The organism is Dapis hubbardiae BLCC-M172 (assembly GCF_050016015.1).
Lineage (GTDB): Bacteria > Cyanobacteriota > Cyanobacteriia > Cyanobacteriales > Microcoleaceae > Trichodesmium.
On the sequence record NZ_JBNHEQ010000086.1, the window covers coordinates 9,959 to 20,593 of the forward strand.

General features: G+C 34.8%; 8 protein-coding genes and 1 pseudogene. 7 read left to right on the plus strand and 2 right to left on the minus strand.

The window, feature by feature from the left end; translation table 11 throughout:
- Nucleotides 1-532 precede the first annotated feature (532 nt).
- From ACP6PK_RS08575 to fabD, 4 genes and pseudogenes are all read left to right on the plus strand, one after another.
- Nucleotides 533-1,099: an IS607 family transposase gene (locus ACP6PK_RS08575; RefSeq protein WP_426559252.1), complete on the plus strand. Its 567-nt coding sequence runs from the start codon at nucleotides 533-535 to the stop codon at nucleotides 1,097-1,099.
- A gap of 456 nt (nucleotides 1,100-1,555) precedes the next feature.
- Nucleotides 1,556-2,590, plus strand: coding sequence for a phosphate acyltransferase PlsX (gene plsX, locus ACP6PK_RS08580; protein WP_426559253.1), 1,035 nt, complete (start codon nucleotides 1,556-1,558; stop codon nucleotides 2,588-2,590).
- A gap of 856 nt (nucleotides 2,591-3,446) precedes the next feature.
- Nucleotides 3,447-4,457 (plus strand): beta-ketoacyl-ACP synthase III, encoded by a 1,011-nt coding sequence (locus ACP6PK_RS08585; RefSeq protein WP_426559254.1) that lies wholly within the window; start codon nucleotides 3,447-3,449, stop codon nucleotides 4,455-4,457.
- Nucleotides 4,458-5,446: 989 nt separating this feature from the next.
- Nucleotides 5,447-6,334, plus strand: a pseudogene (gene fabD / locus ACP6PK_RS08590) (ACP S-malonyltransferase).
- Nucleotides 6,335-7,185: 851 nt separating this feature from the next.
- On the opposite strand, the gene ACP6PK_RS08595 reads toward fabD, so the two are convergent.
- Entirely contained in the window at nucleotides 7,186-7,311 is a 126-nt protein-coding gene (locus ACP6PK_RS08595) for a hypothetical protein (protein ID WP_256386693.1), read from the minus strand.
- Nucleotides 7,312-7,517: 206 nt separating this feature from the next.
- Here ACP6PK_RS08595 and ACP6PK_RS08600 point away from each other — a divergent pair, with 206 nt between their 5' ends.
- From ACP6PK_RS08600 to ACP6PK_RS08610, 3 genes are all read left to right on the plus strand, one after another.
- Nucleotides 7,518-8,153 (plus strand): lysophospholipid acyltransferase family protein, encoded by a 636-nt coding sequence (locus ACP6PK_RS08600; protein ID WP_426559255.1) that lies wholly within the window; start codon nucleotides 7,518-7,520, stop codon nucleotides 8,151-8,153.
- Nucleotides 8,154-8,276: 123 nt separating this feature from the next.
- On the plus strand, nucleotides 8,277-8,495 hold the full coding sequence (locus ACP6PK_RS08605; RefSeq protein ID WP_426559256.1) for a hypothetical protein: 219 nt from the start codon (nucleotides 8,277-8,279) through the stop codon (nucleotides 8,493-8,495).
- 120 nt (nucleotides 8,496-8,615) lie between these two features.
- On the plus strand, nucleotides 8,616-8,924 hold the full coding sequence (locus ACP6PK_RS08610; RefSeq protein ID WP_426559257.1) for a DUF2288 domain-containing protein: 309 nt from the start codon (nucleotides 8,616-8,618) through the stop codon (nucleotides 8,922-8,924).
- Here the strand turns inward: ACP6PK_RS08610 and ACP6PK_RS08615 are convergent.
- Nucleotides 8,909-9,499, minus strand: a complete 591-nt coding sequence (locus ACP6PK_RS08615) for a YdcF family protein (protein WP_426559259.1) — start codon at nucleotides 9,497-9,499, stop codon at nucleotides 8,909-8,911. The two genes, ACP6PK_RS08610 and ACP6PK_RS08615, sit on opposite strands and share 16 nt — an antisense overlap.
- Nucleotides 9,500-10,635 lie beyond the last annotated feature (1,136 nt).

The following is a 10,635-nucleotide window of genomic DNA, read 5'->3' on the forward strand; positions in this document are numbered from 1 at the left end:
TATCGCTATAGTATTCTGCCCAATAGTTTCTATCCCTGCCATTTCTAACCAGAGATGTATAACTCCCTAGCCGAACAATTCCTACATATATTAATTCAATATTTTCCAAATCTTTTCATTATAACGAATTTTATCTCTATAAATTATAAATTATAAATTATTTGGTTGTACGGAGCGTGTAATATGTGGGATAAGTAAGTATGGCTGCCAAATATAATCTAAAAGCATTGATATATAAACGTTGAGCGCATTTTTGGAGCCAAAAAAGTGCAACTTTTTTCAGCTTCAGCGACTAGAAAGTTAGGACGGCTGGGAAACTTGCACACTCAAAGATACAGGTACAATTATTCCTCCAAATGTTCGGATGTCTCGCCAGACTTCCCAGACTTCCCAAACTTCCCACACTTCCTTGACACACTACCAATTATTTTTCCCTACTCCCCTACTCCCCTACTTCCTATTTTCTGAAATATTTACAAAAATTTACTGATTATTTGCTAAAATTGCTGATCAAATATGCTAATCATGGAAAATGAGCAAAATTTCTATAGGAAAGGCTGCCGAACTACTAGGAGTAGCAGAAAGTACCCTCAGAAGATGGGAACGTGAAGGCAAAATCCAGTCAGAAAGAACCAAGAATGGACATTGCCGATATGATGTAGCCACTCTTCTTGGACTTAGAGCCGGAGAACGTAAAACCATTGGTTATGCCTGTATTTCCAGTTCTGAGCAAACAGCCAATTTAGATAGACAAATTATGGTATTAGAAGCATACTGTAATAATCAGGGCTGGCTAGTAGAAATTATCCGAGATTTAGGTTCAGGAATAAATTACAGAAAAAGGGGACTGGTAAGGTTAATCAAAATGATTTGCTCAGAAAAAGTAGAGCGTTTAGTATTAACTAATAAAGACCGTTTAGTAAGATTCGGTGCTGAACTAATATTTACAATTTGTGAGATATTTGGCACAGAAATTGTAATTATTAATGACTGTTCTGAATCCACAGAAGAAGAATATTTAGAGCGAGATATCTTAGAAATTATCAAAATTTTTACAGCTAGGTTATATGGTAGTCGGAGCAAAAAAAACAAAAAATAGTGGAAAAATTGCAAGAGGCAGCTAATCAAATAAATTGATAAGTAAGCATTCAGCAGTCAGCTTTTAGCTGTCAGCTATTAATTTATTATCTTTGAAAGAGGAAGTAAAATTGAAAGAGCCAGTAAAAATTAAAAGTTACTCTCAAAGCAGATTAGCTAATCTTCCTCATTAATGAAAAATCTATTAGTGCATTAAGATATAGAAAAAGCTAACTACTAATATATGAATTCTTAGATTGATAGTTACTAAGTCAAAAAATTTAAGTAATATAAGTCATGTAAATCAACTTGCAAAATTACACAATTTATGGTTTAGGGGAGAATATTTTTTTGCTTTTATGAATTAGCTTAATGTAATATAAAGCCAATTTACTATAAACCAATTTTTCCCAAGTGAAAAGTCAATAAATGTTCAATTAACTGATAAAATTTTGAAGGTTTCTCTAACTTTTGATAAATGGCAATAATACCTACACGAATCGCAATCGACGCTATGGGTGGGGACCACGCCCCATCAGAAATTGTTGAGGGAGCACTCAAAGCTCAAGAAGCTTATGGTGTCAAAATATTGCTAGTTGGCGACCCTCAGAAAATTAAAGCCTGTATACATCACAAATCAAACCAACCTCTGCCAGAAATAGTTCCTGCTGAAGACATAGTAGAAATGCACGAAGAGCCTTTGACTGCTATTAGGCGCAAGTCCAAGGCATCTATTAATGTAGCTATGAACTTAGTAAAGGAGAAAGAAGCAGATGCTGTAGTTTCCGCAGGTCATTCAGGAGCTGCAATGGCCTCTGCTTTACTACGTTTGGGACGAATACCAGGAATTGATCGCCCTGCAATTGGGGCAATTTTACCTACTATTATTCCGAAAAAACCAGTCTTGATTATGGATGTGGGAGCAAATGTGGACTGTCGCCCTAAATATTTAGAGCAGTTTGCAGTTATGGGGACAATTTATAGCGAATATGTTCTGAGGACTTCGGACCCAAAAGTGGGATTACTTAATATTGGGGAAGAGCCATCAAAAGGCAATGATTTGGCAGTACGAACTCACCAAATATTGCAAGAAAATAATCAAATCAAATTTATAGGTAATGCAGAAGGTCGTGATGTTTTATCTGGTGAATTTGATGTGATAGTTTGTGATGGTTTTGCAGGTAATGTCTTATTAAAGTTTGCGGAGGCAGTGGGTGATGCGGTACTGCAAATGATGAGGGAAGAATTGACACCTGGTCTGAGTGGGAAAATAGGTACTGCAATATTACGACCTAATTTAAAAAGGATGAAGCAAAGAATAGATCATGTAGAACATGGAGGGGGATTATTATTAGGAGTAGGAGGAATTTGTATTATTAGTCATGGTTCTTCTAAAGCACCAGCTATATCTAGTGCAGTTCGTTCAGCAAAGGAAGCTGTTGAAAATAGAGTGCTGGAACGAATTAATTCTAAGTATGTACCGGAAAGTAAACAGTCAATAGTTAGTAATTAGCAATTCTGATATTATAGCTATTAGATTATTGTTTCTAAGCTCTAAAAGCTAGACTTAAAAGCAAAATATTTTTACTGATTTTCTGAATTTTCATTATTTAATATTTGGTGAAAATCATTACTTGAAAAAGACGAAAATTTAGAATTTAACTGTTTCAATTTTATTCAGTTTATTTATTAAGATATAGCGGTATTAATATTAATGATATAGTGTATTTTAGCTTTTATCTATATACCTTTTCCCTATTGCCTAAAATTAAAAACTTGTCTAAATTCTTGATTTGAGAAAAGCTAAGTACCTTAAGATGAGTTGAGTTAATTTTAAATTAGTAGAAGTTAGAATTAAGGGCTGATTTGTCAACTTAGCTAAAAGTCTTAATATTAACTAGCTTTTAGTAATTTGGAGTTTAATGGGAAATAACGAACAAAACCTAAGTATCCCTAAGAAAAAAATCAGTCTCTTAATATTGACTTTATTAACCAGCTCTAAGAGTAGTTAGATAAAAATTACTTTTGACAGTAATTTGATATTTAATTGTTCCTATCTACTGCTACTTATATAAGTTATATAGTCATTCTGAATAAGACTGGGACGAGTGTTTCTTTCCTTGAAAGGGTTTGAGCCAAAAAAGTGTTTCATCCTGATTTGAAATGACTATAATGGTGACTTACTAAACTTGACTCTGAGTTCTTCTTGTTAGGATGTTACCAATAATTTTGCTCCTTTCAAAAAGCTTTTATAAATCGTGAGGGAAAACAAAACAAGAAAATTTGCAGTATTAAGGTATAGATTCAGGAAAGGTTGATAAAAAGCAGTAAGTAATACAAGAAAACCAATAATAATTAAAAACTGACAGATGAAAAATATAGGTATTTCCATAATCGGAAGCGGTTCTGCCATACCAAAAGTATTTCTAGATAATCAACAATTATCTCAGATAGTAGATACTTCTGACGAATGGATCAGTTCTCGCACTGGGATTAGTCAACGACGACTGGCAGATACAACAGAATCATTATGTAGTCTGGCAACTCAAGCATCCTTAGCAGCTATTGGTCAAGCAAATATTACTGCTCAAGATATTGACCTGATTATTCTGGCTACATCTACTCCAGATGATTTATTTGGCACTGCTAGTAAAATTCAAGGGGAGTTGGGGGCGACAAAAGCAGTCGCCTTTGACCTGACTGCGGCTTGTTCTGGTTTTGTATTTGGTCTAGTCACAGCAGCACAATTTATCCGTAATGGAGTTTATCAAAATGTCTTGTTAATTGGGGCAGATATTCTCTCCCGTTGGGTAGACTGGGAAGACCGAACTACCTGTGTTTTATTTGGAGATGGGGCAGGTGCAGTAGTTTTACAAGCTTCAGAAAGCGATCGCCTCTTGGGTTTTGAACTTCGTAGTGATGGTAGTCAAAATGGCTGTTTAAATCTTTCTTACCAACCTCAAGCAAAGGAAATAATTGAGGGAGTAAATGTTAGTCAAGGTACTTATCAACCAATAAGTATGAATGGGAAAGAAGTCTATCGTTTTGCCGTACAAAAAGTACCAGAAGTGATAGAAAAAGCTTTATTTAGAGCTAATCTTGATGTGGAGAAAGTTGACTGGTTGTTATTACATCAAGCTAACAAAAGAATAATTGATGCTGTTGCTAATAGACTGAAAATTCCCTCGGAAAAAGTTATTAGTAATCTTAGTAATTATGGCAATACTTCTGCAGCTTCTATACCTCTAGCTTTAGATGAAGCTGTTAGAAAAGGTAAGGTTAAATCAGGGGATATTATTGCTGCTTCTGGTTTTGGAGCTGGATTAACTTGGGGGGCGATAATTTTTGAATGGAGCGGTATTAAGTTAAGTCAAAAGTAAACATTCAAAATTAATATCCCCTGTATAACTTTTTCCAAACTACAATATTTAGGGAGTTTTAGAATAAAACTGTCAGGAAAATAAGCTCAAAAATTTTATTCTACCATAATTGAAGTAGTAGTCAGCACTCAGCTATTAGTAAGCTTGTGAGAGAAGAACTGGCTTATCAGCTTCTCAAGGTGTATAATTAACTATTTAAATTCTCATTAACACGCACCACTCGCTTTTCTCAATAAGTTTAGGAGACTGAAACCCTCGAATTGTTAGCTAACATCTAAAATGCTCTTTGCGGAGCATTCTTTCATTAATTAATAATGGATAATGAATAATGGATAATGACCTCTGGTTAAAACCTTAACAGAATTGAATATCAGGAAATCTGATTAACGGATAATGAACAATGAATGATGGAGATTAGATTATAAAAACTCTCTCTAATTATCAATTATCCATTGAAACGGAGAGGCTTTAAAACAAAATTGATTAATTAGAAATTATCCATTGGTAAAGAAAAGCTGATAGCTAGTTAAATGGAAATAAAGAAGGATAATTAGTTGGGCTGAATTATCAGTCCAATAGCAATGGAAATTTAAAACGGTGAAAACATATTGGGAACTGGGTTATAGGTTCTTTTTCAGATTTTTTGTTTTAACTTTTATTTATGCCTACCTACTTAGATACAGGTAGCAAATAAGATTTTAGTGGCAATTAATGAATTGCCACTACTTGGGAAGTATAAATTTATAATGTTCTTTATTCTAGGATTTTTTGAGTGTTTTTTCAGATTATTAGTATATAGAGTAGATTCCAGATTAATGTGGTAGAACTGAAGAAGCAAATATTTTTTTGGTTGTTCCCTACTTCTTATTCCTTACTTCCTAAAACCATCAATATATGTACTTGATAAAGTCGGAAAATGCTGTATAAGTTCTGATGTAAGTTTAGGGGTTAAAAACAAATTTTTCCATAGTTAAATTTATAAGCTAAAAATGACAAAAACAGTATGGGTGTTTCTTGGAAAAGGTTCTCAAAAAGTTGGTATGGGAATAGATTTATTAGATTTATCTTCTGCCAAAGAAAAATTTCACCAAGCACAAGAAATTTTAGGTTGGTCGGTAACAGAAATTTGCTAAAGTGAAGAAGAAAAATTATCTCAAACTCTCTATACTCAACCTTGTTTGTATGTAGTAGAAAGTCTATTAGCAGATGAAATGTTTACTCATTATTTTCAACCATACTTAGTTGCAGGTCATAGTTTGGGAGAATATGTTGCTCTTTATGTTCCTGGAGTATTTGATTTTGAGACAGGATTAAAATTAGTTAAAAAACGTGCCGAACTAATGAATAATGTCACAGGTGGACAGATGGCAGCTTTGATGGGATTTGACCAAAAACAGCTTGAAGAAGAACTTCAGCAAACCCCTGGTGTAGTTTTGGCAAATGATAATAATTCTGGTCAAGTTGTGATATCTGGTACACCAGAAGCAGTAGACACTTTGCTTGGTAAAGTTAAGACTAAAAAGGCAGTTAAATTAAATGTTTCTGGGGCGTTTCATTCTCCTTTAATGGAGTCTGCATCTAGGGAATTTCAACAAATATTAGAGTCTGTAGAATTTGCTGATGATAAAGTACTAATAATTTCCAATTTTGAACCTACTGCTACTACAGATGCAGAGAGAATAAAACAGCGTCTTGAGCAACAAATGACAAATGGTGTGAGATGGCGCGAAACATCTTTAGAGATGGAAAAAGAAGGAATAGAAAAAGTTATAGAAATAGGTCGGGGAAAGGTACTTACTGGTTTAATTAAACGAACTTGTTTAGGTTTAAAATTGGTAAATGTGAATAACTTACAGGAAATAGGGAAATCGCTTTAGGGTTAGTCGTGTTGATTTTGAAGAGATATAATGAATAAAGCAAGTATTCATTTAACTTTTACTACATTTTAAACTCATTATTGAAAATTTATCAATTGCTTTTTCCTTCTTTAAAAGTAATATAACTAGCTGATAGCTAGTAGCTGACTACTGAATACTTGCGATATTTCAGAAAATATTGCCTGATACAAAGCCTGAGAAAGATTTGTCAAAAATTTCTAACTAAATCTTATACCAATTCCCATGCATTAAGGCTATACTTGAGTGACACTTCAGTTATCAAGTAATTAACACAAATAAAATAAATTATTCCCTAATTATTATCCAGTTAATGTTCATTATTCTTCTGTGTACGGACGCCCTTATGCAACGTCCCTTCCCCCCTCCTCCCACACTCCCCACACTTCCTCATCCAATCAAATATAGCAAGATTTTTGAGAAATGGTATTAATCTGTAAGAATTCAGCCGTCAGCTATAAGCTATTGCTTTTAGTTGGCAATAAAAGCTTTATTTTTTGAGAATAAACTCTTACTACAAAAGCCAGTGTTCTAGTCTATATTCCTTTAAATCTCCTCCTTAAGGTTGAAGCTTTTGTTGCTGTTTCCGTAGCATTCCTTAGGATGAGCTGACAGCTAATAGCTGTTTCGCTTGCTTCGCTGCGCAACATTCCGCAGGAAATGCTTACCAAAAAATGAGGGTATGTGCCTCCCCTTTTAAGGGGATGAAAAAAATATTTAATTCAGTATTTCAACCCTCCGACTGAAGTCGGAGGTTCACTGATAACTGATAACTGATAACTGATAACTGAAATGACCTTAACCTTTAGATAAAATTATATTAATAATGATAATTATCTGCTCAGTTGTGGGGTATTTTTAGCAATACCAAACCTAATAAATTGACCAGGAAAATTTTTTCTATAATTAATACCATCCTGTCTAAAAAGGCGATCTGCTAATATTAGTAATTGCTTCATTCATTAAAAAGCTGATAGCTGACAGCTATCTATATAGATGTTTGTGCAGCATTCCACAGGAAATGCTTACCTGGATTTTACATTATTCCTGTTCTCCATTCCCAGTTAAGTATCCCCTAATTATATAGATATTTATTGTACAATTGGGACGAAAAATGCTATAGGCTATATGTAAAGTGACTTACTTAAAATTCAGATAAAATCCTGTGACTAGAAATCGTGAACCAGTTAAGAATTTAGTTCTTTATCGTTTATTAAAATGGTCAGTAATAGTTCCTATACTTCGTTTTTACTTTCACAGTAATATTTATGGTGTCGAAAATGTTCCACAACAAGGACCTTTAGTCATAGTTAGTAACCATGCTAGCGATTTAGACCCTCCAATTGTATCTGTTTCTGTCAGAAGACCTGTTGCTTATATGGCAAAGGAGGAATTATTTGATGTGCCAATTTTGAAACAGATAATTAACCTATATGGTGCTTATCCTGTAAAAAGGGGATCGGCAGATCGAAGTGCTATTCGTTCGGCTATGAATAGTTTAGCAGAAGGATGGGCAGCGGGTATCTTTCTACAGGGAACTAGAACTCCTGATGGTAGAATTACAGAGCCAAAATTAGGTGCTGCTTTAATTGCTGCAAAGGCAAAAGTACCTTTATTACCAGTTTGTATTTGGGGTACTCATGCAGTGAAGCGTCAAGGTTTGATGGCTAATTCTGTACCAATAACTGTCAGAATAGGAGAGGTTATACCTCCTCCTGAATCAACTAAAAAAGAAGAGTTAGAATTAATCAGCCAGAAATGTGCAGATATAATTAATAAAATGCACGATTTAGGACGTTAACTAGAATTTAGAATTCAGAATTTAGAATTTAGAATTTAGAATTTTAAGTTCAAATTACCTTATAATACCAAATCTGGGTTAACCTGCTTTGAGCCAACCGCGAAAACCCTGTAGAAAACTTTCATGCAAGGTCTTTACCCAAAAATAAAGGTTTCAAGCCTCTCCTTTAAAGGAGAAAAAAGCGGTCGTTTGCGGAGCATTCCGTTAGGATGGGATGGCGAGGTTTCCCGCTCTTGCAGAGCCGCTCCGCTAACGCCATATCCAATCGACCAAGAGAAGAAAAAAATTTCCCTTTTAACCAAATCCTATCTGTTTCAAGAAGAGGTAATTATTAATTATTAATTGTTGAAAAGGTGAGACATAACAGGGATATCTATACCCGATTTAGTATAATTCTAAATTCTACATTTTAAATTCTCAATTATACTGACTGCTTATTTAATAAATTTAGTTAGAAAGAAAATGGAAGATATTAGAGAAAAATTAGCTGAAAATTTGGACGTGGCTGAATGGAATTGGTTAGTACCCCATGTTAAACGTGATTCTGTAGTAATTATAGACCAAAAATTGGATTTGCTAGATGTGGGAGTGGCGATCGCCTCTGATAATACATCTTCTGTGCAGGACTGGATGAACCAAGAACTTATTTATAAACCCTCAGCAGAACAATTATCGATTTGGAATAGTAATGATACTAAAAAGTTTAATGCTTTGATAGTACAGCCTTTTGTTTTAATCCAAGAACCTGTGGAAACTCAGGGAGAGAACTGATGGAGAAAATTGGCTCCCGTATAACCAGTAGTTAACCAAACAATTCCTCTAATTCCATCTCGAATCACTTTTTCGATAGGTTCAGGCGATCGCCCAGAGGGAACTGGTAGGGGTTTAAAAGAAATACCCCTACTACCCAAAATAATTTGGCCAATAACTGTAGCGCGACGCATATGGTCATCGGAGGTAACTAAATAAACACTCGTAATACCTTGGGATTTTAACTTGTCTACTATTGTTGTGAAATTAGTTACAGTATCCACAGCATCATAGTCTAAATGTAAACGGGTTTGTGATATGCCAGCTTGGGAAAATAACCACTCTGCATATTCTGGGTTAGTACCAGAAGAGACCCAAATATCTAGATGAGGATGTTGCTGGGCAAACTCTGCGGCAAATACTTCTCTTTCTATAGCCCCACCAAGTACCAATAAAGCTTGGGGAGGTTCAATACTACCTGCAAATTGCTGGTAACTAATCCAAAAAGTCACCAAAAATCCTACTAAAAACCAGGAAATTCGAGAAATCTTCAATCCTTTATATAATTCTTTACTAGAAACTACTCTCAAAACCATATCTTTAAAAATAAAAAAACCATCTGTAGTCTTACAGATGGAAACAGTTTCAATATTAATATTCAAAAAGTATTATCTACCATCCGGAGTAGGAAAGTGTGGGGAGAAACTACAATCAGAGGAGTTTAATTAACTGTTTGGGAGTTCGAGCTTCCCATTAAGCAGTCGAAGCAAAGATAGGGGAAAGGCAAAAGATATTAATTACTTCTATTGAAGCACATTAACCATCTAATCTGCTGTAATATCAAATCCTGTTAAACAGTTATAGATTGGTTAAGTCTTTAGGAGTCATGAGTCAGGAGTAAAGAGTCAGAAGTCAGGAGTCAGGAAAATAGAGAATTACAAATATTTAGTAGTTATGACCAGTGGATTTGATATAACTTCTGCCTAACAAAACTATTCTGTATTCCCAACAACCCCTAGAAAAGTATAATTTGATAGTCAAATACAATCAAACTTTCAAACTTTTTACTTTTGAGCGAAAAATTTTGGTCTCAAGCCTCCTGTTTCAGCGGTCCGTACTGATAAGTGATAACTGAATTTACGGGACTGGCGCGATTCGAACGCGCGACCTAGCGCTTCAGATTTGTGTGAGTTTCCCCACTCTCTGGACTATCCCTTCACCATAGCTGTAATAGCTTTAGGTGGTGGCCTAGTTTGAGGAAAATTTAATTGGTCCTCAAAACTCTAGTCTCTGCACCTTCTTTACCAAAAAGAGGTAAAGCTTGGCTCAAGATTACCTTATCTATATATATTAAGACTTAGGCTTCCTTGAGTTTGACCACATTCACTCACGGAGTTTCCTCACATGGTGCCCGATACTTCAGGAGGCGCTTGCTCTATCCATCTGAGCCACAGCCCCATGATTTCAGTTATCAGTTAGCCTCCTATGGTCGTAACTGCGCAATTCAGTTATCAGTTTTTAGTAAAAGCATTAGTAGTTTAAGACAAATGCTTCTTAATTTAACTTAAATAATAAAACCACACCTTAAATATTTGGGAGGATTTTAAGATTAACTTAATTAAACTATAATGACTTGAGAAAAAACTGTAGGGGTTTGGTTTCCAAATCCTATTTTTGCTTGGGTTTGGAGACCATCCTTGGGTTTGGAGACCATCCTTGGGTTTGGAGACCA